Here is a 26,613-nt window from a genome sequence, read left to right as displayed (position 1 = left end):
GCAGGCTGATCCCAAGCGGTTGGTCAACACAGCGACGCGCCGCATCCTTCACGATGCGGCGCGTGCCCTGAAACCCGACCATATTACGCTTGCTGTCAGATGGCGTCGACGCCCGACTCGCCCGTACGGATGCGAATGGCTTCCTCAATGTTGGAAACGAAGATCTTTCCGTCGCCGATGCGGCCGGTCTGGGCGGCACGGCGGATGGCGTCGATGGCGGTTTCGACCGTCTCGTCCGCGACCACGACCTCGATCTTCACCTTGGGCAGGAAGTCCACGACATATTCGGCGCCGCGGTACAGTTCCGTATGCCCCTTCTGCCGGCCGAAGCCCTTCGCCTCGGTGACCGTGATTCCCTGCAGGCCAACCTCCTGCAGCGCCTCCTTCACCTCGTCGAGCTTGAAGGGCTTAATGATGGCCTCAATCTTCTTCATGTCATCTCGTCTCCCTGACTCGACGATCCGCGACGCCCGGTCGAGTCGAACCGCGTCGAAGCAGAACCCATGCCAAGCGCCCCGACCCACTCGAAAATAGCGAGATCCCGTTGCATTGCGAGAGGAAAAGTACCGGGGTTGGCGGTGCTTTCCATGCGAATGGTCATTAATTGCACAAAATGATTAAAATATAGTCAGATAAGCCGAGAGGTCTCGCGACAAGGGCGCGCGCAAAATAGGCAAACGGTATGAGATTGTTATTCTCAGGCCGTTTCTTCGTCGCAGCCGCCCGCCTTCGCCTAGAGTGAATCAGATCGCCACGTTCCCGCCCGAAAGGGGAAAGCCGATGGAACTGCTCACGCCGGAGGAGATGGCGCGCGCGGATGCGCTGACCATCGCGCGGGGCCTGCCGTGCATCGTGCTCATGGAGGCGGCCGGCGCGGCAGTCGCGCGCGTCGCCGCGCAGGTGACGCGGATCGGCGCTTCGGTGCTGGTTCTGTGCGGGCCGGGCAATAATGGCGGCGACGGTTTCGTGGCGGCGCGCCGGCTGGTGGAGGCCGGCTATCGGGTTCGCCTGGCGCTTCTGGGCGGGCGCGGCTCGCTGCGCGGCGATGCGGGAGCCATGGCCGGCCGCTGGACCGGGCCGGCGGAGCGCGCCGAAGAGGCCTCGCTCGACGACGTCGATCTGGTTATCGACGCGCTGTTCGGCGCCGGGTTGGCGCGCGATCTCGATGGCGAGGCGCGGGCGCTGGTGCAGCGGGTGAATGCCCGCGGCGTTCCGGTGCTCGCGGTCGATCTGCCATCCGGCATCGATGGCGCGAGCGGGCAGGTGCGCGGCGCGGCGATCCGGGCGCGCTGGAGCGTCACCTTCTTCCGCGCCAAGCCGGGCCACCTGCTGCTGCCCGGCCGGCTCCACACGGGCGCCCTCACCGTGGCGGATATCGGCATTCGCCGCCACGTGATCGATGCCATCCGCCCGCAGGCCTTCACGAACGATCCCGGGCTTTGGGGAGGCGCCTTTCCGCTGCCGCGCATCGAGGGGCACAAATATGCGCGCGGCCACCTCGTCGCGGTGTCGGGTCCGGTTCAGGCGACGGGGGCGACGCGACTGGCCGCCCGCGCGGCGCTGCGGGCCGGGGCGGGGCTGGTCACGGTCGCCTGCGCGGCGGCGGCGCTGCCGATCCATGCGGCCAACCTGTCGGCGATCATGGTGCGCCCGGTCGAGGATGCGGAGGAACTTGCCGGACTTCTGGCCGACCGGCGGCTGTCGACCCTCGTGATCGGTCCCGGCGTCGGGGTGGGGGAGGCGACCCGCGCCAAGCTCGCCGCCGCTGCCGGTCGGCGGCTGGTGCTGGATGCCGACCTGCTCACCAGCTTCGCCGGGGCGGCGGACGATCTGGCGCGCGCCATCGCCCCGTCGCCGGCCGCCATCGCCACTCCGCATGACGGTGAATTCGCCCGACTGTTCGAGGGCTGCCCCGAGGTGCTGGAGGCACCCTCCAAGCTGGAGCGGGTGCGGGCGGGCGCGCGCCGGCTTGGCATCACCCTGCTTCTCAAGGGGCCGGACACCGTGGTGGCCTCGCCGGACGGGCGCGCGGCGATCGCCGCCAACGCGCCGCCCTGGCTGGCGACGGCGGGCGCGGGCGACGTGCTGGCCGGCATTGCCGGCGGGCTGCTGTGCCAGGGCATGCCGCCTTTCGAGGCTGCCGCGGCCGCGGTCTGGCTGCACGGCGAGGCGGCGCGGGAGGCGGGGCCCGGACTTGTCGCCGACGACCTCATCGACGCGCTGCGGCCGGTCTATGCGCGCCTGTTCGCGCATCTCGGGGCAGAGGGCGGAGCGTAGCGCCGTCCGCGCGCGCCGGATCGTGTGAAAGCGGCATGACAAAGCGCAGGCGCGCGTTGCATTTTGCGCTGGCGCTGCGACATCGCCGTGTTATAAGCCCGCACCCGGCTGGCGGCACTTTTCGGGTGCACGCATCCGCATGCCTTCGTGACATCGCGTCTCGCGGGAACGAAGGTGGCCGATGCGTCCGCGGGCGTGGCGGAACTGGTAGACGCGCGGGATTTAGGTTCCCGTGACGAAAGTCGTGGGGGTTCGAAACCCTCCGCCCGCACCAGTGTTTCCAACGCCCGGAGCCTTCCGACCGACCGACTCCGACGAGGGCGATGCCGTGCGAGCGGCGATGCCCCGCACCACGATTTCAGAGCGCCGCCCCCGCGGCAAACACGACGAAGGCCGATTGAACATGCAGGTCACCGAACTCCTCGCCGAAGGTCTCAAGCGCGAATATCGCGTGGTGCTGCCGGCCGCCGAACTCGACGCCAAGGCCACTGCCCGCCTGAACGAGATGCAGGACAAGGTCCGGATCAACGGGTTTCGTCCCGGCAAGGTGCCGGTCGCCCATCTGAAGCGCCTCTACGGCAAGTCGGTTCTGGCCGAGGTGATCGACCAGGCCGTGAACGAGGCCAATTCGAAGATCATCGACGATAACGGCTTCCGCCTCGCGCTGCAGCCCAAGGTCGAGCTGCCGCAGGACGAGGCGGCGGTGAACGAGGTGATCGAGGGCAAGGCGGATCTCGCCTACACGGTCGGCCTCGAAGTGCTGCCGAAGATCGAGATCGGCGATCTCGCCTCGATCACCCTCGACAAGCCGGTGCTCGCGGTTTCCGACGAGGATGTCGAGGAGACGGTGAAGCGCATCGCCGAATCCAACCGCCCGTTCTCGCCCAAGGAAGGCGCTGCCGAGAGCGGCGACCGCGTCACCATTTCCTTCGTCGGCTCGATCGACGGCGAGGCCTTCGAGGGCGGTTCGGGCGAGGATGTCCCGGTCGTGCTGGGGTCCAACAGCTTCATCCCCGGCTTCGAGGAACAGCTGACCGGCATCACGGCGGACGAGACCCGCACCGTCAGCGTCACCTTCCCGGAGGCCTATCAGGCCGCTCATCTCGCCGGCAAGGCCGCCTCCTTCGAGGTCACGGCCAAGACGATCGAGGCCCCGGGCGACCTGAGCGTCGATGACGAGTTCGCCAAGAGCCTCGGCCTTGAGAGCCTTGAGGCCATGAAGGAGCAGGTGAAGAGCCGCATCGCCCAGGAGCATGCCGCCCAGAGCCGCAACAAGGTGAAGCGCCGCCTGCTGGACGCCCTCGACGGGCTGCACCAGTTCGACGTTCCCCCCTCGCTGGCCGAGCAGGAATTCGAGGGCATCTGGAATTCCATCACCTCGGAGATGGATACCCAGAAGCGCAGCTTCGCCGACGAGGGCACCACCGAGGAGGCCGCCCGCGCCGACTATGACAAGATCGCCAAGCGCCGCGTGCGCCTCGGCCTGGTGCTCGCCGAGATCGGCGAGAAGAACAACATCCAGGTGAGCGACGACGAAGTGACCCGCGCGGTCGTCGAGCGCGCCCGCCAGTTCCCCGGTCAGGAGCAGCAGGTGTGGGAGTTCTACCGCAAGAACGCCCAGGCGCTGGCCAGCCTGCGCGCGCCGATCTTCGAGGAGAAGGTTGTCGACTACCTGCTGGATCAGGCCAAGGTGACGGAGGTTCCCGTGACCCGCGACGAGCTTTACGCCGAGGACGAGGCCGACAAGGCCGCGTGATCGCGCGAGCGTGACCGGCGGGCCTGCGGGCCCCGCGCCGGACGCCGGATTGGGGAAGGGGTCGGCCTTGGCCGGCCCCTTTTGCCGTTCCGCCGGGGTGCTTTCCCAGTCCGCCGGCCGGCGCTTTTCGGGCGGCTGGAGGCGGGGGCTGGGCGAACGGTCGCGCGCGAATTATGCGCGGGCCCTAGCGGGAATGGACTTTCCGCTTATGTTGGGAGAGACGGAATCGCGGACGGCACCTGTCGCCGGCTCGCTTAGGAGCGGATTATGCGTGACCCTATCGATACCTATATGAACTATCTCGTCCCCATGGTGGTCGAGCAGACCAACCGGGGCGAGCGCTCCTACGACATCTATTCGCGCCTCCTCAAGGAGCGCATCATCTTCCTGACCGGGCCGGTCGAGGACAACATGTCGACCCTCATGGTCGCGCAGCTGCTGTTCCTTGAGGCGGAGAACCCCAAGAAGGAAATCTCGATGTACATCAACTCCCCCGGCGGAGTGGTGACGTCGGGCCTCGCCATCTACGACACGATGCAGTTCATCAAGCCGGCGGTGTCGACGCTGTGCATCGGCCAGGCGGCCTCGATGGGCTCGCTGCTGCTGACCGCGGGCGAGAAGGGCATGCGCTTCGCCCTGCCGAACGCGCGAATCATGGTGCATCAGCCCTCGGGCGGCTATCAGGGCCAGGTGACGGACATCCTGATCCACGCCAAGGAAGTCGAGAGTCTGAAGCGCCGGCTGAATGAAATCTACGTGACGCACACGGGTCAGGACCTGAAAGTGGTCGAGGACGCGCTGGAGCGTGACAACTTCCTCACCGCCGAAGCGGCCAAGTCGTTTGGTCTTATCGATAATGTGATCGACAAGCGCCCCGACGAAGCCGCCGCCAAGGCCTGAGCGGTTCTATCGTGCGTGTTTCGGAAGCCACGTCGGCTTCCTATATGAACAGGTAACCCGCGCTGATTTGAAGCGCGGGCTTGCGTGCATCGCGGTATCGCGCTTGCATGACGTTTGGATGAAGTGTCGCCAGGAGGTGTGACAGGGGTGACGACGGGGCAGAAGCCCCTCCGGCGAAACCGGGGATGGTGCTAATGCCTTCTTGATCGTTTCGCGTCTAGCATGCTTGGCTAGGCCGAGCGGTTGGGACCTCTAGTCGCTTCTTTTTTTGACGGCCTGGGTGCCGTCGCGTTTCTCCCGACTAAGGAGGCCCGCGGCGGCCTTCGAGACTGGGGCGGGCCCGGGAATTCCCGGCTGGCCGAGCGGACGGAGAGACGCATGAGCAAGGTTGGCGGCGGCGACAGCAAGAACACCCTTTATTGCTCGTTCTGCGGCAAGAGCCAGCACGAGGTCCGCAAGCTGATTGCGGGACCTACCGTGTTCATCTGCGATGAATGCGTCGAGCTGTGCATGGACATCATCCGCGAGGAGAACAAATCCTCGCTGGTGAAGTCGCGGGACGGCATTCCGACCCCGAAGGAGATCTGCAAGGTCCTGGACGATTATGTGATCGGCCAGTTCCATGCCAAGCGGGTTCTCTCGGTGGCGGTGCATAACCACTACAAGCGCCTGAACCACGCGACGAAGCATGCCGGCGATGTCGAGCTGGCGAAGTCGAACATCCTGCTGATCGGGCCGACGGGCTCGGGCAAGACGCTGCTCGCGCAGACGCTCGCCCGCATCCTCGACGTGCCCTTCACCATGGCGGATGCGACGACGCTGACCGAGGCGGGCTATGTCGGCGAGGATGTGGAGAACATCATCCTCAAGCTGCTGCAGTCGGCCGACTACAATGTCGAGCGGGCGCAGCGCGGCATCGTCTATATCGACGAGATCGACAAGATCAGCCGCAAGTCGGACAATCCCTCCATCACGAGGGACGTGTCGGGCGAGGGCGTGCAGCAGGCGCTGCTCAAGATCATGGAAGGCACGGTCGCCTCGGTTCCCCCGCAGGGCGGGCGCAAGCACCCGCAGCAGGAATTCCTGCAGGTGGACACGACCAACATCCTGTTCATCTGCGGCGGCGCCTTCGCGGGCCTCGACAAGATCATCTCGTCGCGCGGCAAGGGCACCTCGATCGGCTTCGGCGCGGTCGTCTCCGCCCCCGAAGACCGTCGCCCCGGCGAGGTGTTCCGCGAGGTGGAGCCCGAGGATCTGCTGAAATACGGGCTGATCCCGGAATTCATCGGCCGCCTGCCGGTGATCGCCACGCTCGAGGATCTCGACGAGGCGGCGCTCAAGAAGATCCTCTCGGATCCGAAGAACGCGCTGGTGAAGCAGTATCAGCGGCTGTTCGAAATGGAGAATGTCGAGCTCACCATCCATGAAGAGGCGCTCGGCGCCATCGCCCGCAAGGCCATCGAGCGCAAGACCGGCGCGCGCGGCCTGCGCTCGATCATGGAAGGCATCCTGCTCGACACGATGTTCGATCTGCCCGGTCTCGAGGGCGTCGAGGAAGTCGTCATCTCGAAGGAGGTCGTGGAGCAGAATGCGCGTCCGCTCTACATCTATGCGGATCGGGCGGCCGGCGATGCGGGCGCAAGCGCCTGATCGCCGCTGCGTGAGGACCAAGGCCGGACGCACGCGCCCGGCCGGCTTGGCCGTCTCCCTTGACGGACCGGGGGAGCGTCTCCATCTGACTTTCAACACCCGGTCCACGACTGCATCGACGTGCTTCTCGCGGCACACCCCGCTCCCGCACAACGATTTCCGTTCGCGTTCCGGCCGCCTTGCGGCACGGTCCGCCGCCCCGGTTTCACGGCCGGGGAGCGGCGACGGCCGTCAACAGAAAGGATAGGGCCATGACGAGCTCCAAGCCTCGCACCGCGCTCACGCCCGGCGTTCCGCAGACTTTCCCGGTGCTGCCGCTGCGCGACATCGTCGTCTTCCCGCACATGATCGTTCCGCTGTTCGTCGGCCGCGAGAAGTCGATCCGCGCCCTCGAGGAGGTGATGCGGAACGACACGTTCATCATGCTGGCGACGCAGGAAAACGCCTCCGACGACGACCCGGCGGCGAACGCCATCTACAAGATCGGCACGCTGGCCTCCGTGCTGCAGCTGCTGAAGCTGCCGGACGGCACGGTGAAGGTGCTGGTGGAGGGCATCTCCCGCGCCCGCGTCGAGCGCTATACCGACCGCAGCGACCTCTATGAGGCGGAAGCCGTGGCGCTGGAGGAGGATCTCGGCTCGAAGGTCGAGGCCGAGGCGCTGGGCCGCTCGGTGCTCGCCGAGTTCGAATCCTACGTCAAGCTGAACAAGAAGGTCTCGCCCGAAGTCGTCGGCGTCGTCACCCAGATCGAGGATCACTCGAAGCTGGCGGACACCGTCGCTTCGCATCTCGCGGTCAAGATCCCCGAGAAGCAGGCGGTGCTGGAGATCCTCAAGGTCACCACGCGGCTGGAGAAGGTGCTCTCGCTGATGGAGAGCGAAATCTCGGTCCTGCAGGTCGAGAAGCGCATCCGCACGCGCGTCAAGCGCCAGATGGAGAAGACCCAGCGCGAGTACTATCTCAACGAGCAGATGAAGGCGATCCAGAAGGAGCTGGGCGACGGCGAGGATGGCCGCGACGAGCTGGCCGAGCTGGAAGAGCGCATCAAGACCGTGAAGCTCTCGAAGGAGGCTCGCGAGAAGGCGACGCATGAGCTGAAGAAGCTCCGGCAGATGAGCCCGATGTCGGCGGAAGCCACCGTCGTGCGCAACTATCTCGACTGGCTGCTGTCGATCCCGTGGGGCAACCGCTCCAAGGTCAAGAAGGATCTTCCCTTCGCCCAGGGCGTGCTCGATGCCGAGCATTTCGGCCTCGACAAGGTGAAGGACCGCATCGTCGAATATCTCGCCGTGCAGAGCCGCCAGAACAAGCTGACCGGGCCGATCCTGTGCCTGGTCGGGCCGCCCGGCGTCGGCAAGACCTCGCTCGCCAAGTCCATCGCCAAGGCGACGGGCCGCGAATATGTGCGCGTCGCGCTTGGCGGCGTGCGCGACGAGGCGGAGATCCGCGGCCACCGTCGCACCTATATCGGTTCGATGCCCGGCAAGGTCATCCAGTCCATGCGGAAGGCGAAGAAGTCCAACCCGCTCTTCCTGCTGGACGAGATCGACAAGATGGGCGCCGATTTCCGCGGCGATCCGTCGTCGGCGCTGCTGGAGGTGCTGGACCCCGAGCAGAACCACACCTTTGCCGACCATTACCTCGAGGTCGACTATGACCTGTCGAGCGTGATGTTCGTCACCACGGCCAACACGCTGAACATCCCGCCGGCCCTTCTGGACCGCATGGAGGTGATCCGCATCGCCGGCTATACCGAGGACGAGAAGGTCGAGATCGCCCGCCGCCATCTCATTCCCTCGACGCTGACCAAGCACGGTCTTGCTGCGAAGGAATGGGAGATCGACGACGAGGCGCTGCTCACCCTGGTTCGCCGCTACACGCGGGAAGCGGGCGTGCGCAACCTGGAGCGTGAGATTTCCAACCTCGCCCGCAAGGCGGTGAAGGACCTGATGCTGACCAAGAAGAAGTCGGTCAAGATCACGGTGAAGCAGCTGGAGGACTATCTCGGCGCGCCGCGCTATCGCTATGGCGAGGCCGAGAGCGAGGATCAGGTGGGTGTCGTCACCGGCCTCGCCTGGACCGAGGTGGGCGGAGAGATCCTCACGATCGAAGGCGTCATGATGCCCGGCAAGGGCAAGATGACGGTCACCGGCAACCTGCGCGACGTGATGAAGGAATCGATTTCGGCGGCGGCCTCCTATGTCCGCTCGCGCGCGCTCGATTTCGGCATCGAGCCGCCGCTGTTCGACCGCCGCGACATCCACGTCCATGTTCCCGAGGGGGCGACCCCCAAGGACGGGCCGTCGGCGGGCGTGGCCATGGCGACCGTGCTTACCTCGGTGCTGACCGGTATCCCGATCCGCCGCGATGTCGCCATGACCGGCGAGATCACGCTGCGCGGCCGGGTGCTGCCGATCGGCGGCCTCAAGGAGAAGCTGCTGGCGGCGCTGCGGGCCGGCATCAAGAAGGTGCTGATCCCGGAAGAGAATGCCAAGGATCTCGCCGAGATCCCGGATAATGTGAAGAACGCCCTCGAGATCGTCCCGGTCTCGCGCATGGACGAGGTGCTGCACCACGCCCTGGTGCGCCAGCCCGAGTCCATCGTGTGGGAAGAGAAGCTCGCCCCCACCACTCCCGCGGCGGCGGAGCCGGTGATTGGCAGCCTCGACGAGCCGAGCGGCATCGCGGCGCACTGATCGCCTCCTTTCGCGGGCGAGCAACGGCGGCGTCCCCCTGGGGGGCGCCGCCGTTTGCATTTCTGCCACGGGGGAGGGCGACGGGCCCCGGCCCGGTCGGCGATGACCGGCGCGGGCGCCTAATTTGGGGGCGGCCGGAATGGACGCGAATCGCGGTATCTTGTAACCTGTCGACGCCGCAAAATCGTGTATTTGTGCGGGTTTCACGGCCCATGCGCTTGCATTCGCCGTAATTTGGAGAAAGGGTGCCCGCCCGTCGCTGGTGCATGCAGCCGGCGATTCTTGTGCAATCAAGGGAAGGACCGGTCTCATGACCACGAAGAACGAACTCGTCGCCGCCGTGGCCGAGCAGGCCAAGCTGACGAAGGCCGCTGCCGCGGCCGCGGTCGACGCGACCTTCGATGCCATCGCCGCCTCGCTCAAGGCTGGCGAGGAAGTGAAGCTCATCGGCTTCGGCAGCTTCTCCGTCGTGACCCGCGCCGCGCGCGAAGGCCGCAACCCGCGTACCGGCAACCCGGTGAAGATCGAGGCTTCCAAGGCCCCGAAGTTCACGCCGGGCAAGGGCCTCAAGGAAATCGTCAACGGCTGATTTCGAGCATTCCGGCGGCGGTCGGCGCCCCCTCGCGTTGCGGGGCGCAGGGCGAGGCGCGGCCGAGCCGGAATGTTGTCTCCTCGTCGCGGGTGTCGCGTGCGGTTGCCTTATGCATGCTGCGCAGCGACCCCGTGGCGAGCACGGCGCTTGGCGATTGTTGCAGGGCGGTGGGGACCGGGAGGTCCTCGTCGGCCGGTCTGGCCGAGGTATCGCGGTTACAACCTGCGCGGCGACAGACACGGATAGCCCGTTGCCGTCGTCCTCCTGTTGGGTCGGTTTCGGGATATGTCACGGGCGAGAGCCTGCGCCGGGGTTCTGCGCGTCGATGGCTGCGCGCAAGCTGTTGTAAGGCTCCAGCGCGCCGCCGGATTACCCGCTCTCCATCCCCCGCACGGTCCGCTACAGGGTGCGCTCCAGCGCCGGAAGGGCAGTGCCTGCGGATTGCATCGGCCTTCGCTCCTCCCGCGCACCTGCGATCGGCGCGAGCCCGGTTTACGGCCGCGCCGGGTCTCTGTATATGGCTGCCAGCCGTCAGGCTTGGCGCCGGTCAATGTCCCTCACGCCGGCTGCCGATCATCGGCTCCGGCGAGGGGGCAGGCCGGGATATGTTGGGCGGTTAGCTCAGTTGGTAGAGCATCTCGTTTACACCGAGAGGGTCGGCGGTTCGAGCCCGTCACCGCCCACCAAATTTTTCCGGCCTGCCGGCCGCACGGCGCGGCGGGCGAGCCTCGGATGATCGCCTCGTGAAACTCGCTCTGTTCGATTGTGACGGCACACTGGTCGACAGCCAGCATGTGATCGTCGAGGCAATGACCCGTGCTTTTGCTCGCGGCGGCCATGTGCTTCCACCGCGCGGGCGCGTGCTGGGCATTGTGGGCCTGTCTCTGGTCGAGGCGATGCGCGAACTGGGCGATCACGACCCCGGTTTTCCGGCCGAGGCGATGGCCGATCTCTACCGCGAGGCGTTCCGCGAAATCCGCGCCGAGCCGGGTTTCCTGGAGCCGATGTATCCGGGCGTGCGGACCGTGCTGGACCGGCTGGCGGCGCGCGACGACGTGCTGATGGGCATTGCCACCGGCAAGTCGCAGCGCGGTGTCGCCGCCGTGCTGCAGCATCACGGACTGGAAGGGCGCTTCGTCACCATCCAGACCGCCGATGACGCGCCCTCCAAGCCGCACCCGGCCATGGTGCTGCAGGCGATGGAAGCGGCCGGCGTGCGGCCGGAGGACACGGTGCTGATCGGCGATACGAGTTTCGACATGATCATGGCGCGCGCGGCGGGCGCGCGGGCGATCGGCGTGACCTGGGGCTATCATGCGGCGGAACTGCTGAACCGATCCGGCGCCGAGCACCTGATCGACGATGCGGAGCATCTGGTGCCGGCCATGGATCTGCTGTGGAGGATCGCCCATGAGCGAGACTGAACCGCCGGCCGGCGAGCCCACACGCGGGGCGCCGCCGCAGGGTTTCGGCGAGCGGGCGATGCCCAAGCGCTTCTATGCGCGTGCCGCGGCGGCTGCGACTGAAGACGGCGCCTTCCGCATCGAACTGGACGGGAGGCCGTTGCGCACGCCCGGCAGGGCCCTTTTCATCGTGCCGGCGCGCGGGCTGGCGGAAGCGGTTGCCGCGGAATGGGACGGGCAGGGCGAGCGGATCGACCCGGTGAGCATGCCGGTGACGCGGCTGGTCAATTCGGCGATCGACGGCGTGGAAGCGAACCGTGCCGAGGTGGCGGCCGAGATCGTGCGCTACGCCGGCAGCGATCTGCTGTGCTACCGGGCCGACGCTCCCGAGAGCCTTGTTGCGCTGCAGCAAGAGTTGTGGGACCCGCTGCTCGACTGGGCGCGGGTTGAATTGGGCGCCCGGTTCGTCCTCAGCGAAGGAATTGTCTTCGTCGAGCAACCTCCGCGTTCGCTTGAGGTGATCGCCAAGCATCTGCCAACCGATGCGCTGCGCCTTGCCTCGCTCAACCTGATGACGACGCTATCCGGCTCCGCGATCCTTGCGCTGGCGGCGTGGCGAGGGGTTTTGTCGGCCGAACAGGGGTGGCGCGCCGCTCATATTGACGAGGAAGCGCAGGAACTGCTCTGGGGCGTGGATGACGCGGCTCTCGCCCGCCGCGCCACGCGCTACCGCGACTTCGCGGCGGCGGCGCTATGCCTCGCGCTGCTCGAATCGCCCGCTGCGGACCTGACCTGAGGGCGGCGGGCAGCGGGTGCGGCTCTCGGGCGTCCACGGACTGAAATCTGGGATTGCATGCCTATAACCCAGAGATGTGCCGGGTGCAACTCGTCGCCCGATCCGGAGGATGCAGGCATGGAGGCCTCCCATTCCCCAGGTTGCGGCGATTCGGGCAGGTATGATAGTAGTATTGCGGCTCCGACTGCCGGTTTATGTCAGTTTGATTTCATCAGGACCCAAGAAAAGCCGCCGGCAGCACTTCGCACCTTCGCAGCTGGAGTGGAATAGCCGTGGCCCGCGCCGGCATTGTTGCGAGGTAGATGTCGCCAAGATCCGGAGCGGACCCGGGAACAGGTTGGCAGCGATACCGGTCGAGGCCGCGTTGAGCGCCAGAATGCTTGGGTAGCGGGAGAAATCCGTCGCTTTCCACGCCGCGTGGTGCGTCACACGCGCGTATCGACCGATTTCCGCCTTCTGCAATGCACCATAACGGGATGCGCAACAGATAGTTGAGCGCGGCGCGGCGCGAGCGTTGAAACGACGTTTGTTTGCGAATGTATTCGCCTATTCGTCGAGATAAGATTGCGTTAATCATGTTTGATTTAAGTGTTGTTAAGTAGTTATTGATGAAGTCTTCGGATCGACGGCGTATTGTGTTTCATCGGCCGTACAGAAAGCGACGAGGCTGAATTGCAGGTGCACTTAAATTGCTTCGGATTTCACACAAATTGCGGATTTAATTCAGTTTTTTTTGGCCCGACTTCTGGCGGAACTCTTGACCTGTGTGTCTTTTCTGCACTAGCGTAACAACGGTCAGCTGTTATCCCTAATGGGGCTGGGCGATAGGGGTTTGTATGATGGTTCGGGGAAAGCTGCGCGTGGCTGCCGTGGCGCTGATGCTCGGCGCTGGTGCGACGGGTTTGGGCTTGGTGGCTCAGATTGTGCCCGCCGGGGCGCAGACGGCGGCTGTCGGAAGCGCGGCGTGGGCGACGGCTCAGATCGTGTCCGTGCTCGCGGCCAGTCAGTCCGTCCCGTTCAATGCGCCTCCTCAGGTTCCCGGGCAGATTGCGGCGTTGCTGCAGAGCAATCCGGCGTATGCCGCGGTGCTGGTCGCTCAGCTCAATGCCATTTCCAGCGGTACGGCCGGTGACCTGTCGGTGACGAACGCTGACGGGACCGTGATCGCGGTCAGTGTTAACCCGTCCCTGGTAAGCCAGATGGCGCAGGGTCTGGCTCAGGCCGTGGCGGCCTGGCAGTCGCAGGCGTCTTCCAGCGCGTCGGCGAATGCGGCGCTGGTGGCGGTCAATACGTTCCTGGCTTCGGATGATTTCTCCCGCGGCAGCGCCTTCGGTTCCGCGGTGGAAGCGGCTTTGGCTGAGCAGGGTTCTCTCGTTCCCTCGGTGCTGTCCGACAATAATAGTTCGGAACCGAACACCAATCCGCTGGCGATTTCGGTTCCCACCTTGGTCAAGGACACGTCGAGCGTGGTCGTCAGCCCGAATGCGCAGTCGACCACGATTAACATTCAGGCCAGCCAGTTCGTCCCGACGGAGTCCGTTACGACGGTGTTCACGGGCAGTGGGGGCGGCAGCTGAAGCTTGATGGTGCGATGCACCACTGATGGTCGCAGAATATCGCCGCCGTTCGATATTGCTCCTTGGCGGCTCGGTGGGCGTAAGGTTTCGGAATTTCTTTCAGTGTTGCCGCTTTTGCGCGGCAGCGGCTTGAGTTGAGGGTCTGCCGGGGCAGGGCGGATGTTTAACCGGGTACTCGTCGGCAGCTTGAGCCGCGGGGAATGGGTGGGGCGAGCAGATGAAGCGCGTATTGGCTGCCGGGGCCGTATCCGGTCTCTTGGGTAGCGTGTTCGGTGGGCTCGCTTTTGCGTCGGATCTGCCTCCGTTGCAGCAAAAGGGGCCTTTTGACCCGGCGAAAGTCGGTGTGCTCGATCGTCCGAAGACGAGCACCGGAATTGAGCTTGGCTCGTTTATGCTCTATCCGACCCTGTTCGGTTCGGTTGGCTATAACGACAATATCACGGCATCGGGTAGTGCCCCGAAGGGCGATACGATCTTTATCATCCGGCCGGCAGCGAAGCTGGAATCGAACTGGTCGCGCCACTACCTCTCGGTCGACAGCTATTTCGAGAATGGTAGCTACGCGAATTACAGCACGGGTGACTGGAATAACTATTCGGTCGGCGGCAATGGCCGTATCGACGTGTCGTCGGATCTGGAACTGTTCGGCTATGCGCGCTACTCGCATCTGAACGAACTGCCGGGCGATGACGAGACCAATAATGGCCTCACCTCCCCGCTGCCCTATGACCAGACCACGGCCGGCGCTGGTCTACGCAAGGAATTCAACCGCTTCTGGACGCGGTTGATGTTCGATTATCGCGATCGCTCCTATTCGAGCTGGCTCGACGGCGCACCGTCGGATCAGACATACCGCGACGGTCAGGATTACACGGTCAGCGGCCGTGTCGGCTACTTCATCAGCCCCCTGACCAGCGCCTTCGTGGAAGGCAAGTACCGGTGGTCCTTTATGGAGAACACCGATTATGACGCCGAGCAGTATTGGATCACCACCGGTCTGCAGTTCGAGCCGTCGCGTCTGACGCGTGGCGAGGTCTATGTCGGCTACACCGACTGGACGACGGACGGTACGCTGGAGTCCGTGCCGCATTTCACCTACGGCGCGAACATCAACTGGTTCGCCTCGCCTCTGCTGACGATGACATTCACCGCCCTGCAGGACGTGTTGACGTCGAACTACTCGGTCGGGACGGTTGAGGGTTCGAGTATCATCAGCTCGACGTTTGGCGTTCGTGGCGATTACGAGTTCCGGCGCAACCTGCTGATGTCGGCCTGGTTCAGCTACAACAACCAGGATTACCAGAACCTGCCGCGTAACGATGACCAGTACACGCTCGGCGGCGAGCTGCGCTACCTGATCAACCGTCATGCCACGGCGCGCCTGACCTATAATTATCAGGACTTCACGTCGAACTATAACGGCATCGCCGGTGTCGAGAACTACACTCAGAACATCGTGTCGGCCGGTATCAGCCTCGCGTACTGAAGCCGTATGATCGCTGAAATTTGAAACTCCCCGCGATTTGCGGGGAGTTTTGATATGGGGCATGTTTGCCCAATGACGGGCCAGAATGCCGTCGGAATGTCGAAGGCCGGATAGGTCATGTTCTTTTCACGCTTTCGCGTGACGGCGCGTCCGGCGATTTATCGAATTCCGGACGGTGTGCGAGTCTACGCGGTCGGCGACATCCACGGCCGCTATGATCTCATGTGCGCGCTGCTCGACAAGATCGAGCACGACCGTCGCGATGCCGTCTCGTCGCAGATCGTGTTCCTTGGCGACTATATCGACCGCGGACCCGACAGTCGGCGGGTCATCGAGGCGCTGATCACGGGCGCGGATCGCGACGGCTGGATCTGCCTCAAGGGCAATCACGAGGCCATGTGGCTGGGCGCTCTGGACCGCAGCCAGCCATGGGATGGCTGGCTCGCCAATGGCGGGGTGGAGACCCTGTTCTCCTACGGCATTTCGGCGCGCGGCTTCTCCATGGCCGGGCGTGAGGACGGGCTGCGTGAAGCCGTGCTCGCGAGCGTGCCGGGGGAGCACATCGCCTTCATCCGGCAGCGTCCGACGTCGCATGCGGTTGGCGGCTACTTCTTCTGTCATGCCGGCATACGCCCCGGCGTGCCCCTGAGCCAGCAGGCGCCGGATGACCTGATGTGGATCCGTGACCTGTTCGTTGATTCGCGCCTCGATCACGGTGGTCGAATCGTTCATGGTCACACCCCCGCCATCGAGCCCGAGGTGCTGGCCAACCGGATCAATGTCGATACGGGGGCCTATCTCACCGGGCGGCTGACCTGCGTCGCGCTCGAGGGCGATCGGGTGCGGATCATCCATACATGAACACGCGTGCGGGGCGCCGGCGGTCCGATGAATCCGCCGGCTATTCCCGGGATCCGTTGACGCGCGGCGCTCGCTCGGGACCGTCCTTCCTGAGGCGGGGAACGTATGGTGAGACGTTCGATGACGTCCTTCTGATCCTGTTCGCGCTCGCCGTGGCAGGGCTTCCCTTCCTGTTCGGCAGCAATGATCTCGCGACCTGGGGCCTCAACGCGGCGCTGTTCGGCTCCATCCTGGTGCTGTTCGAGGCGGGCGTCGTCGCACGCGGGGGAACGCGCCCGGTCGCCGCGAGGCACGTGGCCTGGGCTGCGGTGATCTTCGTCGGCCTGGCGGGCTGGATCGTCTTCCAGGTGTCCAGCTGGGCGCCGAGCGGCTGGGACAGCGCTTTCTGGGAGCCGACGCGGGAGGTTCTGGCGCGGGTGCCGGATGCCGGCCCGGTGACCGGGCGCATCTCGGCGACGCCGGATGAGGGCGTCCTTGGCCTGGTGCGCCTGCTCACCTGCGCGGCGGCGTTCTACCTGGCGCTGCAACTCTGCCGCGATACGCTGCGCGCGCATCTGTTCATCGTTGCCTTCGCCGTCGCTGCCGTCGGTTACGCGGTCTATGGCATTCTTCAGGTGCGGTTCTTTCCGGACACGATGCTCTGGGTCGAGAAGACGCATTATCGCGATGCGGTGACCTCGACCTTCGTCAACCGCAACAGCTATGCGACCTATGCGGGCATGGGGTTGGTCGCCATTGTCGGGCTGCTGCTCGGTGTCGCCCAGCGGGCCAGCCGGGGTCGGCATCAGCCGATCGCGTTGCGGGTGGCCGCCTTTGTCGAGGCAATGATCCGCCGCGGGCTGGTTCTGGTCCTGGCGATGATGGTGGTCACGGTTGCGCTGCTGGGAACGGGTTCGCGGGCCGGCATCGTGGCCAGCCTGCTCGGCGTGATCACGCTGCTGGTGGCCACGGTGGCCCTGGGGCGGCAGCGGATTGTCTCCATTGCCATCCTGTCGGTGGCGGGGGCGGTGATCGCGGCGCTGGTACTGTCCTTCGGCGGTCTGTTCGCCGACCGGCTGGCGGATAGCGGAGACGTTGGCGTGCGCCTGAGCGTCGCGCGGCGCGCCTTCGAGGCGGCGCGCGACGCGCCGTGGACGGGGTTCGGCTATGGCAGCTTCGACCGGGTTTTCGCGGTCTATCGCGATCCCAACGACCTGATGGACAGCATTCTTTTCCATTGGGACAAGGCGCATAACAGCTATGTGGAATTGCTGTTCGATCTCGGGCTACCCGCCACGCTGGCCGTCGCGTTGTTGCTGGGCGGGCTGCTCGTGCAGATGATCCGCAACGCGCTCGGGCGCGAGACATTGCCGATGGTCAGCCTGATCACCCTGGCGGCGAGTGCCCTCGTGCTGGCGCACGCGACACTGGATTTCAGCCTGCAGATCCAGGCGGTGACGCTCACCTTCGCGGCCCTGCTCGGCGCGGGACTGGCGCAGAGCTGGAGCCGGCGGCTCGATACCAGCCGCTAGTCGCCTGTCGGCCGATTCCGGTTCGCGCGAAGCGCCCGCGTGGCAACGGATCGGGGAGGCCTTCACCAGAACGGGGGCATCGGAACGGCAGTCCTCACCATCCGCGGCGCCAGCGCGCGCGCTGTTCGGCTCGCCTGATCCGCACGTTTATCTACGCCGTTTGAGTTGCCCGAATGCGCGCCCGGCGCGGGAGCACTGGCGGTGACCGGACGACTGCCGGCGCGGGCGGATCTCGCCGCGCCGGGGTGGGGGCCCCTGCCGGGTGACACCGCGCCGGAATTCGCCGGATCGGTGCCCAACGCGGGGAGGGGTAGGCTCAGAACAGCCGTTCCGGCACCCGGATGATGTCGCCCGGATAGATCATCGTCGTCGTGGTCGCGGGATAGGAATTTTCCTGCGTCTGCCCGGCGCGACGGATATACACCGTCTGGTCATTGGCCCGGTAGGTGAAGCCGCCCGCCACGGCCACGGCGCTGAGCAGGTTCATGCCGTTTCGGTAATCGTACTCGCCCGCCTTGGTCACTTCGCCGATGATGTAGAAGGGGCGGTATTTCAGCACTTCGACATTCACGCGCGGGTCGCGCATATAGCCGGAGGCGAGCTGGCCACGAATATCCTGCTCGACCTGCCGGGGTGTCTTGCCGGCAGCCTTGATATTGCCGATCAGCGGAATTGAAATGACGCCGGAGGCGTCGATCTCGAACTCGCCGGACAGGCTCTCCTCGTTGAAGACGGTGACGCGGATGCGGTCGCCGGTGCCGAGCACGTATTCTGGCGGGGTTTCGGAAGCGGCCGCAGGGGGAGGGGCTCCGGGCGTTCCGGCACAGCCTGCCACGGCGGAGCCGACCATCATGATGAGTAATGCCCGTCGCGTGGTGGATATCGCCTTCCGGGACGGGGCAAGCTCTCTTACGCTCGGAAATAACATTATATTACCTTGTTAGACCAAAGCACGTTTGCGCACGGAATTACTGCCTGGCTAACAGAACCTGATCTGGATTCCTGCCCCGCGTCTCGCCGGCGATCGCCCGTGCACGAACAAAATTCTAGCATCGGCGCCCAAGGGCGTCTCTAGGAATCGCAGCCCTACCGAGTATAATGCAAACTGAGAGTCGACTTAAGCGTGCCATACGCGCCGCGTAGGGTCGAGTCCGATCTGTGGACGTTCAGAGAAGTCGAGATGCACGGACAAATTGCGGGCGTGGCGAAACAAGAGGACAGCGAGAGTTTCGATTTTCATCATATTGTCGATTTCGCTCTTCGTCGCTGGTTGCTGATTGTCGCAATTGCTTCGACTTTCGTCATAGTTGCCGTCGTCATCAGTTATTCATTGACGCCCCGCTTTACGAGCACGGCGCAGATTCTGCTTGATTCCTCCTCGCGCAACAATCTCGGCGTCGCGATCATGGGAGCGGAGGAGCAGCGCGATTCGACCATGGTCGATAGCCAGATCGCCATCCTCACCTCGCTCAACTTTCTCAAGCGGGTGGTCGAGCGCGAGAATCTGATCCAGGATCCCGAATTCGGCGAACGTCCTGTCGCGCGCTCGTGGTTCGACACGATGCGCGGATGGCTCGGCTTCGCGCCGGCTACCCGCGCATCGCTTGCCGATTCGCCGGGCGCCAACGTCGCCGCCAAGGGCGATATCTCACCCGCGATCCGCGACACGGTGGCGCGGCTACGCGCAGCGTTGACGGTGGAGCGCGTGACGCGCACCCCCATCCTGTCGGTGTCCGTCACCTCGATCAGCCCGCAAAAGGCGTCCAACCTGGCCAACGCTATCGCCGATGCCTACATCGTCGACCAGTTGGAAAACCGCTACGAGGCCGCCCGCCGGGCCTCGTCCTGGCTGTCCGATCGCCTCCAGTCGCTGCGCGAGGGGCTGCGCAAGTCGGAACAGGCGGTGCAGAAGTTCCGCAGCGACAACAACCTTGTCTCCGTCGATTCCCGCACGCTGAACGAGCAGCAGCTGTCCGAGGTCAATGCGGAGCTGGTGCAGATTCAGACCGAGGCTGCCGGAAAGCTCGCGAAATACGAGCAGGCGCGCCAGCTGATGGCCAGCGGGGGCAAGGTTGAGGCCATTCCCGATGTGATGTCGTCCGGGGTCATCAGCGACCTGCGCGGCCGGCTGGCCGCAACCTCCGCGCGCGAGGCGGACCTCGTGTCGCGTTATGGGGAGCGCCATCCGCTCGTGGTCAATGTGCGGGCGGAGCGGCGCGAGATCGAGCGGCTGATCACCGGGGAAATTTCCCGCATCGTCGCCAATCTCAAGAATGACTATGAGGTGGCCAAGAGCCGTGCCGATGCCATGTCGGCGAATGTCGCGGCGGTTTCCGGCCAGACGACGGCGGACAACGCGCTCACCGTGCACCTGCGTGAGCTTGAGCGCGACGCGGACGCCAACCGGACACTTTACGAGACGTTCCTCGGTCAGGCCAAGCTGACCAGCGAGCAATCCGAGGTGACGATCCAGGACGCGCGCATCATCACGCCGGCCGTGGTGAGTTCCGCGCCGTCCTTCCCGAAGAAGAAGATCCTGGTCGCCGTTGGCGGCCTGCTGGGCGTGATGGCGGGCATCGGCATCGCTCTGCTGATGGAAATGCTCAATGCGGGCTTCAACAGTCCGCGCCAGGTGGAGGAGTCGACCGGCCTGCCGGTGCTCTCCTCCATCGAGTGGGTGGATCTGTCGGGCGAGAAGGGCAAGGACAGTGTGCCGGTGCTCGATTATCTCATCAGCAAACCGCTGTCGCGCTTCAGTGAATCGGTACGCAGCCTGCGCGCCGGCGTGCAGATGTCGGATGTTGACAATCCGCCACAGGTTATCGAACTGACCTCGGCCTCGCCCGGCGAAGGCAAGACCTCGCTGGCGATTGCGCTGGCCGTGTCGGCGGCGACATCGGGCAAGCGGGTCCTGCTGATCGACTGCGACCTGCGTCGCCCCTCGGTGTCGCAGCAATTCGGCCTCACCGAGCGCGCCGGCCTGGTCGAACTGCTGGCCCAGACCGCATCGTCCGAGGGCATTCTCTATCGTGACAAGTCTTCCGGTCTCTATGTTCTGGGCTCCGGTGCCAAGACGCAGAGCCCTCCGGACCTGCTGAGTTCCGGGCGCATGCAGAGCCTGGTGGAGCAGCTGCGCCAGAGCTTCGACCTGATCGTGCTCGACGCCCCCCCGATCGGGCCGGTTGTCGACGCCGCCGTCCTGGCGCCGATAGCCGACAAGCTGGTCTTCGTCGTGCGCTGGAACTCGACCGCGCGTGAGTTCGTGCGCCATTCGCTGGAGCGGCTGGCCGGTGACCGCAAGGTTTGCGGCATCGCCTTCAACATGGTCGATCTGCGCCGCACGCCGAAATATGGCCGGTATTCCTATTACTCCTCCGCCTATTACAAGAAATACTACGTCGGATGAGCGCGCAGTCGGTTCCTGTTGCGCTGCGGCCGGCAGGGCTGGTGCTGTCGCTGTTCCTGTTCGCCGCCGGCGCCGGCCTCGTCTATGAAGGCGTGCAGCTGTTCAGGTTCAGCCAGCTGCAATATGCGGCGAGCGCACTGCTCAGCTCCAAATATGCCGGCACGCCTTATTTCAGCACCTTCCCGGCCTGGCGCGCATCTTTCGCCGAGTGGCGCGATACGCCCGGGGTGCGCAATCGCGCGCGCGTGTATTACGCGCATTTCACCCGGAGCTTGTCGCTGACGGCGCCGGAGAACATGAAAGCGGCAGTCGGGGTGCTGAAGATCGACCCGGTCTCGGCAAATGCCTGGGAGGATGTTGCTGCCGCCGGGCTCGCCATGTCGCGGCCGGACCTCGCGCTGGCCGGTTGGGAGATGTCCAGCCTCACCGCACCACGTGAATATCACAACCTGCGGTGGCGGCTTACGTTCATGCCCATTGTCTGGGACGCGGCCAGCGCGGACCAGAAGCGGCGCTATTTCTTCGAACTGGATTTCGCGACGCGGGCGGACGTGCTGCAGGGCTACCAGATGAACTGGTCCATGGTGGCCAACACGCTGAACCCGGCACGGCGCAAGCAGATCGAGTCGGAGTACAAGGCCTACCTTCACCCCTCGCAATAGGCTGTTCGGTCCGCGACGCCCGGCACGCGTTCAGGCCGGGCGCAGCAGCTTGAGCGTGTGCAGGCCGATCATGCGCTCCTCGTCGGTCGGCAGCACGAAGATGCGGGCGTGGCTGTCGCGCGCGTGGATCTCGATCGCGTCGGCGGCATTGGCGGCCTCGTCGAGGGCAAGGCCGAGCACCGCCAGACGCGCCACGATTCGCGCGCGGATCGGCGGCGCGTGTTCGCCGATGCCGGCCGTGAAGACCAGCGCGTCGAGCCCGCCGAGCGTGACGGATAGCCGGGCGACGGCCTGCGCGACATGCAGCGTGAAATAATCCACCGCGAGAGCGGCGGCGGGCTCCGGTGAGGCCAGCAATTCGCGCATGTCGCTGCTGATGCCGGAGAGGCCACGCAGCCCGCTATCATGATAGAGCATGTGGCCGACCTCGGCCGGACTCATGCCCTTCTGCTCGATGAGATGCAGCACGACGCCAGCGTCCAGCGCGCCGCAGCGCGTGCCCATGGGCAGGCCGTCGAGCGCGGTGAACCCCATGGTGGATTCCATGCTCCGCCCGTCCAGCAACGCGCAGGCCGAGGCGCCCGAGCCCAGATGCGCGATCACCACGCGCCCCGCGGCCAGATCGGGAGCGATATTGCGCAGCCGGCCGGAGACATATTCGTAGGACAGGCCGTGAAAGCCATAGCGACGCACGCCGTCATCATACAGCGCGCGCGGGATGGCAAATCGGTCGGCCAGTTCGGGATGACCGCGGTGGAAAGCGGTGTCGAAGCAGGCGACCTGCGGCAGGTCGGGCCGGCGTGCGCGGAGCACGCGAATCGGATCGAGATTGGTGAGCTGGTGCAGCGGCGCCAGCGGAATGAAGCTCTCCAGCGTGGCCAGCACCGTATCGTCGACCAGAACCGGGTGCGCGTAATGCGGCCCGCCATGCACCACGCGGTGTCCCACGCCGATGAGCTGGTGGTCGGCGAGGAGCGGGGCGAGCCAGTCGCCGATGGCGTGCTGGGCATCGGAGGGTCTGGCGATTTTCTCGGGCGTGAAGCCGCGCTCGACCAGCACCGCGCCGTCCGCATCCGTCGCCTTCAGCTTCGGCTGGGTGCCGATGCCGTCGAGCGCTCCGGCGATCAACGGGGCAATGTCCTCACCGATGATGCGGTAGAGCTTGAACTTGATGCTTGAACTGCCGGCATTGACGACGAAAAGCGCCTCGCTCATCGCCCGTCCTTTCTTCTAGGCCCTGCTCGGGTCGAATGTCGGCCGGCGATGCGACGACCGTGCGACTGGCAGGGCGCCGCACTGAAGCGAGCAGCCTGCCGCGTGCGCGGCCACCTGTCATCTCCGAGCCTTTCACGCTCCGGCTCTCCCGGCACCGTAGGGGCGCGCGGAAGGCTGCGTCGTTGCGCTGGCGCAAGCACCCGCGGATGTCAGCCTTCGCCGGCGGCGCGCATCTGCTTTTCCATCAGCTTGCGCTCCACCGTCATCAGGTGAGCGCGCATGGCGCTCGCCGCGCCGGCCATGTCGCGATGCTCGATGGCGTCGACGATGGCTTCATGCTCGGCGAAGCTGTGGTGACTGGGCAGCGGGCGCACCGGCACGGAGCGCAGCCGGCCCCATGTCACCGCACGCCGCACGGCGTTGAGCGTATCGAACAGGCCGAGCAGCAGGCTGTTCTGCGTGGCCTCGGCGATGGTGCGGTGAAGCCGCGTGTCCCAGCCCTCATATTGCCGCCAGGTCTCCGCCTGTCGCGAGCGGGCCAGGCACAGGCGCATTTCCGAGATATCGGCGGGGGTGGCCGTGAAGGCGGCGGCGCGGGTGATCTCCGGCTCCATGGCAATTCGCGCGCGCATCACCTCGGCCGGGTTGCTGCGGCGGGCGAGGGCGGCGATGTCGGCGAATGTGTCGAGCGGCCGGCTGCCCATGAAGGTGCCCTTGCCGACATGACGCCAGAGCTGGCCCTCGGCCTCCAGCACATCCAGCGCCTTGCGCAGCTCGGCGCGCGAGACGCCGAGCGCCGAGGCAAGTTCGCGCTCGGGCGGCAGGCGGCCGTCTTCCGCGAGATCGGACTGCGCGAGATAGGCGCGCAGCTGCGTGACAACGCCTTTCTCGGGATGGATATCGCTGGGCGGCGTCAGCATGGGTGCGGGCTCAACCAAAGTTTAGATTGGTTCGATATATGCGACGCCAGAATCGTTTGGTCAAGCGCATGTGAGCTTGACCAAACCAGAGGGCCAATATAAACCAAAGATAAATTGGTATCCAACCTCGCCAGTTGGGCCAGCCGTGGGAAAAACCACGCGGAACCAGGGAGAATGAAATGCTCAGCAACCTCACGTCCGGAATTCGCCGCCTGTCCGGTGCCGCTGCCGTGCTCGGCTTCGGCGCCGTCATCGCCTTCGCGCCCTCGGCGGAAGCGAAGGTGCGGGTCGCTTATGGCGACATCGCCAGCGTGGAAAACCTGCATCTGCTCGCGGCCTTCGAACTGGCCCGGCAGAAGGGTGTCGAGATCGAGATGACCTATCTGAAGTCCGAGGACATCGCCGCGCAGGCGGTGGTGAGCGGGCAGGCGGATATCGGCGTCGGTGGTCCCTATGCCCTCATCCAGAAGGTGAAGGTACCGGTGCGCCTCTTCCTCCAGCTTTCGACGCTGCGCTTCTACCCCGTGGTCAACGCCGCGTCCTACAAGACCTGGAAGGACCTCGACGGCCAGGAGGTGGCGGTCCATTCGCGCGGCTCGGGCACCGAGGCGATCATGCGGCTTATGGAGGACAAGCAGGGCATAAAGTTCTCCAAGATCAGCTACATCCCCGGTTCCGAGGTGCGTGCGGGCGCGCTCATCCAGGGCAATGTGAAGGCCAGCATCGTCGATGCCGCCGGCCGCCGCCTGCTGGAGGAGAAGGCGCCCGGCAAGTTCATCGTGCTGCCGATGGATGGCGTCAACGCGACGGACGAGGCGCTGTTCGCCCGGCAGGACTTCCTCGACAAGAACCAGAAGGAGGTCGACATCATCGTCGAATCCGTCCTCACCACCTGGCGCGAGGTGACGAAGAACCCGGCGGTCGTCGCCGAATGGCGCGCCAAGTACAATCTGCTGCCCGACCTGCCGGCCGACCAGGCGAAGAGCATCGTGCCCTATTTCACCGAACTCGCGGAGGGCAAGGCATTCCCGCTCAATGGCGGCGGCGAGGCGGCGGCCAAGGACGACTTCGCCTTCTACACGCTGTCGGGCCAGCTCACCGGCCAGCCCGCGAGCCTCAAGATCGAGGAGTTCTGGTCGCTGGAGCCGCTGAACCGCGTGCTCGGCAAGGTCGGCACGAACTGAGGCCGGGAGCATGTCGTTGCCCCTGCATGTGAAGGGCTCGCCACGAGCCCTCCCCAGCACCGAGGCTTCCTTCCTGTGGAGGAAGCTCTCGGAGCATCGCACGGCGCTCTGGCGGACGGCGTCGATCGGCCTTTTCTTCCTCGTCTGGGAGATTGCCGGTCGCGTTCCGATCAGCTTCGCCTTCCCGACCTTTCTGGAGACCCTGCGCGCCTTCCTCACCATGCTGTTCAACGGCGCCTTCGTGGCGGCCTATGCGCAGACGCTGCAGCCGCTCGTCATCGGCATCGCCATCTCCGCGGTGGTCGGCGTCGGGGTGGGTATCGTGATGGGGCTGTCGCGCTTTGCCGAATGGCTGGTCGCGCCGGTATTCATCGTGCTGCAGGCCGCGCCGATGGCGGCGCTGATTCCGCTCATCACCTTCGTGTACGGCATCGGGCTCATGGCCAAGACGCTGGCGGTCATCATGCTGGCGCTGCCGGTCATCGCGCTGAACGGCTACAAGGCGGTGCGAAATGCCAATCCGTCATTGGTGGCGATGTGCGTCTCGTTCCAGGGCACGCGTTGGCAGCGCATCACCAAGATCATCATTCCCGATGCCTCGCCGGTTATCTTTGCCGGCCTGCGGCTCGGGCTGGCCGCCGGTTTCATCGGCGTGATCCTGGCGGAACTGCTGATCACCCCGACCGGCATCGGCGATCTCATCACCTATCACCGCTCGGTGGCGGACTACCCGGAAATGTACGCGGCCGTGGTCTCCATCATCCTTGTGTCGACGCTGACGCTGGCCGCGCTGGAAGCCTTCGAGCTGCGCGTGCTGCGCCCCGAGAAGCGGAGGACCTGACCCATGCGCAACATCACCGCCCAGGCGACCGCTGCCGCCACCCGCCTTGCCGGCTCCGACGTGGCCGTCGAGGTGCGCGGCATCTCCAAGCTCTATAGCGAGGTGGAGGCGCTGCGCGCCATCGACCTCGATTTCCCCCGCGGCAAGCTCACCACGCTGCTCGGCCCCTCCGGCTGCGGCAAGACCACGCTGCTCAAGATCATAGCCGGCCTGATCCCGGCGACGGCGGGCGAGATCCGCGTCAACGGCCAGGTCGTCACCGGCCCCGGCCCGGAGCGGGCCTTCGTGTTCCAGGATTTCGCGCTGATGCCCTGGGCCACGGTGATGCGCAACGTCGCCTTCGGCCTTGAGCTGAAGGGCATGGGCCGGGACGAGCGGCAGGCCATCGCGGCGAAATACATCGCCGAGGTGGGGCTGACCGGTTTCGAGAGCAAATACCCGCACGAACTCTCGGGCGGCATGCGCCAGCGCGTCGGCCTCGCCCGCGCCTTCGCGGTGAATGCGGACGTGCTGCTGCTCGACGAGCCGTTCTCGGCGGTGGACGAGCAGAACCGGCGCAAGTTCCAGGAAGACCTGCTCAGCCTCGTCGAGAAGGAGAAGAAGACCTTCATCTTCGTCACCCACTCGATCGAGGAGGCGGTCTATTGCTCGGACCGCATCGTCATCCTCTCCCGCCGTCCCGGCCGCATTTCCCAGATCATCGAGCCGGAAATCGACCGCTCGGCCTCGCCGGACGCCATCCGCCGCGATCAGTCCTATCTCGATACGGTCGAGGAGATCTGGCAGGGGCTGAAGCGCTATGTGGATTAGAGCATTTTCGAGCGAAGTGGATACCGGTTCGCGTGAAGAAAATGCGTACAGACAAAAGCATAGAACGTTT

21 protein-coding genes and 2 tRNA genes are annotated in these 26,613 nt (G+C 65.3%); 19 read left to right on the top strand and 4 right to left on the bottom strand.

Translation table 11 applies throughout. The features are described from left to right. Window positions 1-95 precede the first annotated feature (95 nt). Window positions 96-434, bottom strand: a complete 339-nt coding sequence (locus QOZ99_RS01310; protein WP_183191037.1) for a P-II family nitrogen regulator — start codon at window positions 432-434, stop codon at window positions 96-98. A 346-nt stretch (window positions 435-780) separates the two neighbouring features. Here QOZ99_RS01310 and QOZ99_RS01305 point away from each other — a divergent pair, with 346 nt between their 5' ends. From QOZ99_RS01305 to QOZ99_RS01240, 14 genes are all read left to right on the top strand, one after another. Then, window positions 781-2,277: an NAD(P)H-hydrate dehydratase gene (locus QOZ99_RS01305; RefSeq protein ID WP_306888066.1), complete on the top strand. Its 1,497-nt coding sequence runs from the start codon at window positions 781-783 to the stop codon at window positions 2,275-2,277. A 189-nt stretch (window positions 2,278-2,466) separates the two neighbouring features. Further along, a tRNA-Leu gene (locus QOZ99_RS01300) sits at window positions 2,467-2,551 on the top strand. Window positions 2,552-2,680: 129 nt separating this feature from the next. Beyond that, window positions 2,681-4,033 carry a trigger factor gene (gene tig, locus QOZ99_RS01295; RefSeq protein ID WP_306888426.1) on the top strand — a complete coding sequence of 451 codons (1,353 nt, stop codon included), beginning with the start codon at window positions 2,681-2,683 and terminating at the stop codon, window positions 4,031-4,033. Between the two features lie 267 nt (window positions 4,034-4,300). After that, window positions 4,301-4,933 carry an ATP-dependent Clp protease proteolytic subunit gene (locus QOZ99_RS01290; RefSeq protein WP_183191039.1) on the top strand — a complete coding sequence of 211 codons (633 nt, stop codon included), beginning with the start codon at window positions 4,301-4,303 and terminating at the stop codon, window positions 4,931-4,933. A gap of 378 nt (window positions 4,934-5,311) precedes the next feature. Beyond that, window positions 5,312-6,583, top strand: coding sequence for an ATP-dependent Clp protease ATP-binding subunit ClpX (clpX, locus tag QOZ99_RS01285; RefSeq protein ID WP_152302452.1), 1,272 nt, complete (start codon window positions 5,312-5,314; stop codon window positions 6,581-6,583). Window positions 6,584-6,834: 251 nt separating this feature from the next. Continuing rightward, complete coding sequence (gene lon / locus QOZ99_RS01280; protein WP_306888064.1) at window positions 6,835-9,279, top strand: endopeptidase La; 2,445 nt, start codon at window positions 6,835-6,837, stop codon at window positions 9,277-9,279. 310 nt (window positions 9,280-9,589) lie between these two features. Next, window positions 9,590-9,868, top strand: a complete 279-nt coding sequence (locus tag QOZ99_RS01275) for an HU family DNA-binding protein (RefSeq protein ID WP_183191041.1) — start codon at window positions 9,590-9,592, stop codon at window positions 9,866-9,868. Window positions 9,869-10,481: 613 nt separating this feature from the next. Continuing rightward, window positions 10,482-10,557, top strand: a tRNA-Val gene (locus QOZ99_RS01270). A 57-nt stretch (window positions 10,558-10,614) separates the two neighbouring features. Next, window positions 10,615-11,295: an HAD-IA family hydrolase gene (locus QOZ99_RS01265; protein WP_306888063.1), complete on the top strand. Its 681-nt coding sequence runs from the start codon at window positions 10,615-10,617 to the stop codon at window positions 11,293-11,295. Then, window positions 11,282-12,070 (top strand): ATP12 family chaperone protein, encoded by a 789-nt coding sequence (locus QOZ99_RS01260; protein WP_306888062.1) that lies wholly within the window; start codon window positions 11,282-11,284, stop codon window positions 12,068-12,070. The genes QOZ99_RS01265 and QOZ99_RS01260 overlap by 14 nt, the downstream gene beginning before the upstream one ends. Window positions 12,071-12,930: 860 nt before the next feature. Next, window positions 12,931-13,647, top strand: coding sequence for a hypothetical protein (locus QOZ99_RS01255; RefSeq protein WP_306888061.1), 717 nt, complete (start codon window positions 12,931-12,933; stop codon window positions 13,645-13,647). A gap of 217 nt (window positions 13,648-13,864) precedes the next feature. Then, window positions 13,865-15,133, top strand: a complete 1,269-nt coding sequence (locus QOZ99_RS01250; protein ID WP_306888060.1) for an outer membrane beta-barrel protein — start codon at window positions 13,865-13,867, stop codon at window positions 15,131-15,133. A 117-nt stretch (window positions 15,134-15,250) separates the two neighbouring features. After that, window positions 15,251-15,994, top strand: a complete 744-nt coding sequence (locus tag QOZ99_RS01245) for a metallophosphoesterase family protein (protein ID WP_306888059.1) — start codon at window positions 15,251-15,253, stop codon at window positions 15,992-15,994. Between the two features lie 152 nt (window positions 15,995-16,146). Further along, complete coding sequence (locus QOZ99_RS01240; protein ID WP_306888058.1) at window positions 16,147-17,505, top strand: O-antigen ligase family protein; 1,359 nt, start codon at window positions 16,147-16,149, stop codon at window positions 17,503-17,505. Between the two features lie 316 nt (window positions 17,506-17,821). Here the strand turns inward: QOZ99_RS01240 and QOZ99_RS01235 are convergent, their stop codons facing one another. Then, complete coding sequence (locus QOZ99_RS01235) at window positions 17,822-18,355, bottom strand: polysaccharide biosynthesis/export family protein (RefSeq protein WP_306888425.1); 534 nt, start codon at window positions 18,353-18,355, stop codon at window positions 17,822-17,824. 330 nt (window positions 18,356-18,685) lie between these two features. Between QOZ99_RS01235 and QOZ99_RS01230 the strand changes: the two genes are divergently transcribed. Beyond that, on the top strand, window positions 18,686-20,911 hold the full coding sequence (locus QOZ99_RS01230) for a GumC family protein (protein ID WP_306888057.1): 2,226 nt from the start codon (window positions 18,686-18,688) through the stop codon (window positions 20,909-20,911). Continuing rightward, window positions 20,908-21,573: a hypothetical protein gene (locus tag QOZ99_RS01225; protein WP_306888056.1), complete on the top strand. Its 666-nt coding sequence runs from the start codon at window positions 20,908-20,910 to the stop codon at window positions 21,571-21,573. The genes QOZ99_RS01230 and QOZ99_RS01225 overlap by 4 nt, the downstream gene beginning before the upstream one ends. A gap of 30 nt (window positions 21,574-21,603) precedes the next feature. On the opposite strand, the gene QOZ99_RS01220 is transcribed toward QOZ99_RS01225, so the two are convergent. Together QOZ99_RS01220 and QOZ99_RS01215 are read right to left on the bottom strand one after the other, a co-directional pair. Then, the gene (locus tag QOZ99_RS01220; RefSeq protein ID WP_306888055.1) at window positions 21,604-22,788 is read right to left on the bottom strand and encodes an acetate/propionate family kinase; all 1,185 of its coding nucleotides are present in this window, start codon (window positions 22,786-22,788) and stop codon (window positions 21,604-21,606) included. 209 nt (window positions 22,789-22,997) lie between these two features. Further along, on the bottom strand, window positions 22,998-23,708 hold the full coding sequence (locus QOZ99_RS01215) for a FadR/GntR family transcriptional regulator (RefSeq protein WP_306888054.1): 711 nt from the start codon (window positions 23,706-23,708) through the stop codon (window positions 22,998-23,000). Window positions 23,709-23,887: 179 nt separating this feature from the next. Between QOZ99_RS01215 and QOZ99_RS01210 the strand changes: the two genes are divergently transcribed. The 3 genes from QOZ99_RS01210 to QOZ99_RS01200 are packed head-to-tail and all read left to right on the top strand — an operon-like array spanning window position 23,888 to window position 26,543. Continuing rightward, on the top strand, window positions 23,888-24,892 hold the full coding sequence (locus tag QOZ99_RS01210; RefSeq protein WP_306888053.1) for an ABC transporter substrate-binding protein: 1,005 nt from the start codon (window positions 23,888-23,890) through the stop codon (window positions 24,890-24,892). 10 nt (window positions 24,893-24,902) lie between these two features. Continuing rightward, window positions 24,903-25,733, top strand: coding sequence for an ABC transporter permease (locus QOZ99_RS01205; protein WP_306888052.1), 831 nt, complete (start codon window positions 24,903-24,905; stop codon window positions 25,731-25,733). 3 nt (window positions 25,734-25,736) lie between these two features. Continuing rightward, window positions 25,737-26,543, top strand: a complete 807-nt coding sequence (locus QOZ99_RS01200) for an ABC transporter ATP-binding protein (RefSeq protein ID WP_306888051.1) — start codon at window positions 25,737-25,739, stop codon at window positions 26,541-26,543. Window positions 26,544-26,613: the final 70 nt, after the last annotated feature.

The sequence above is a fragment of the Ancylobacter amanitiformis genome, assembly GCF_030814815.1.
GTDB classification, from domain to species: Bacteria; Pseudomonadota; Alphaproteobacteria; order Rhizobiales; family Xanthobacteraceae; genus Ancylobacter; species Ancylobacter amanitiformis.
This window is presented reverse-complemented; position numbering and strand designations above follow the sequence as displayed.

Coding starts and splice junctions, on each gene's coding strand:
- QOZ99_RS01215 (WP_306888054.1), bottom strand. CDS start 23,708: ATGCTGACGCCGCCCAGCGATATCCATCCCGAGAAAGGCGTTGTCACG.
- QOZ99_RS01245 (WP_306888059.1), top strand. CDS start 15,251: ATGTTCTTTTCACGCTTTCGCGTGACGGCGCGTCCGGCGATTTATCGA.
- QOZ99_RS01290 (WP_183191039.1), top strand. CDS start 4,301: ATGCGTGACCCTATCGATACCTATATGAACTATCTCGTCCCCATGGTG.
- clpX (WP_152302452.1), top strand. CDS start 5,312: ATGAGCAAGGTTGGCGGCGGCGACAGCAAGAACACCCTTTATTGCTCG.
- QOZ99_RS01200 (WP_306888051.1), top strand. CDS start 25,737: ATGCGCAACATCACCGCCCAGGCGACCGCTGCCGCCACCCGCCTTGCC.
- QOZ99_RS01310 (WP_183191037.1), bottom strand. CDS start 434: ATGAAGAAGATTGAGGCCATCATTAAGCCCTTCAAGCTCGACGAGGTG.
- QOZ99_RS01230 (WP_306888057.1), top strand. CDS start 18,686: ATGCACGGACAAATTGCGGGCGTGGCGAAACAAGAGGACAGCGAGAGT.
- lon (WP_306888064.1), top strand. CDS start 6,835: ATGACGAGCTCCAAGCCTCGCACCGCGCTCACGCCCGGCGTTCCGCAG.
- QOZ99_RS01210 (WP_306888053.1), top strand. CDS start 23,888: ATGCTCAGCAACCTCACGTCCGGAATTCGCCGCCTGTCCGGTGCCGCT.
- QOZ99_RS01235 (WP_306888425.1), bottom strand. CDS start 18,355: ATGGTCGGCTCCGCCGTGGCAGGCTGTGCCGGAACGCCCGGAGCCCCT.
- QOZ99_RS01250 (WP_306888060.1), top strand. CDS start 13,865: ATGAAGCGCGTATTGGCTGCCGGGGCCGTATCCGGTCTCTTGGGTAGC.
- QOZ99_RS01220 (WP_306888055.1), bottom strand. CDS start 22,788: ATGAGCGAGGCGCTTTTCGTCGTCAATGCCGGCAGTTCAAGCATCAAG.
- QOZ99_RS01225 (WP_306888056.1), top strand. CDS start 20,908: ATGAGCGCGCAGTCGGTTCCTGTTGCGCTGCGGCCGGCAGGGCTGGTG.
- QOZ99_RS01305 (WP_306888066.1), top strand. CDS start 781: ATGGAACTGCTCACGCCGGAGGAGATGGCGCGCGCGGATGCGCTGACC.
- tig (WP_306888426.1), top strand. CDS start 2,681: ATGCAGGTCACCGAACTCCTCGCCGAAGGTCTCAAGCGCGAATATCGC.
- QOZ99_RS01205 (WP_306888052.1), top strand. CDS start 24,903: ATGTCGTTGCCCCTGCATGTGAAGGGCTCGCCACGAGCCCTCCCCAGC.
- QOZ99_RS01260 (WP_306888062.1), top strand. CDS start 11,282: ATGAGCGAGACTGAACCGCCGGCCGGCGAGCCCACACGCGGGGCGCCG.
- QOZ99_RS01275 (WP_183191041.1), top strand. CDS start 9,590: ATGACCACGAAGAACGAACTCGTCGCCGCCGTGGCCGAGCAGGCCAAG.